This is a genomic window from Vibrio sp. 1402, assembly GCF_033340275.1.
In genome coordinates this window covers 1-913 of record NZ_JAWOWE010000123.1, presented here as the reverse complement: position 1 = coordinate 913, position 913 = coordinate 1, and the positions used below count along the sequence as shown (strand labels likewise).

The window sequence follows — 913 nt, the reverse complement described above, 5'->3', positions numbered from 1 at the left end:
AACTCAAAATCAAAAGCACTCGCACTAGAGAAAAAACTGTGGGAAGAGCTGTTCGATTTGCTGATGCCTCATCTTGAACAAATGCAAAACCTAGCTTCTGCCGTTTCACAGATAGACGTGTTACAAAACCTAGCAGAACGCGCAGACTCATTGGATTATTGCCGCCCTACTCTAGTTAAAGACGCAGGTATTCACATTCAAGCAGGTCGCCACCCGGTAGTAGAGCAAGTCACCTCGGACCCGTTCATTGCTAACCCAATAGAATTAAGCCCAAGCCGTAAAATGCTCATCATCACGGGTCCAAACATGGGGGGTAAATCAACCTACATGCGCCAAACTGCGCTAATTGCGTTGATGGCTCACATCGGCTCTTATGTACCTGCAGAGTCAGCACAAATTGGCTCATTGGATCGCATCTTTACTCGTATCGGGGCTTCAGATGACTTGGCATCAGGGCGTTCAACCTTCATGGTAGAGATGACAGAAACGGCCAACATTCTCCACAACGCAACCAAGAACAGCTTGGTGTTAATGGATGAGATCGGTCGCGGTACCAGTACTTACGATGGTCTTTCATTGGCATGGGCAAGTGCCGAATGGCTTGCAACACAAATTGGCGCGATGACACTTTTCGCTACGCACTATTTTGAACTAACCGAATTACCGAACTTGCTACCAAACTTAGCAAATGTTCACCTAGATGCGGTAGAACATGGCGACAGCATTGCTTTCATGCACGCTGTTCAAGAAGGCGCCGCAAGCAAATCATACGGCTTGGCGGTTGCGGGCTTAGCTGGCGTACCCAAACCGGTCATCAAAAATGCTCGTACTAAACTGTCTCAACTAGAGCACCTCGGTCAAGCTAGCGCCTCGCCTCGTCCAAGCACTGTGGATGTAGCAAATCAGCTCAGCT

1 protein-coding gene is annotated in these 913 nt (G+C 48.5%); it reads left to right on the top strand.

What is annotated here, in order from left to right:
• On the top strand, positions 1-913 hold a 913-nt coding region (locus R7044_RS24565; RefSeq protein WP_405540882.1), incomplete at both ends, for a MutS-related protein.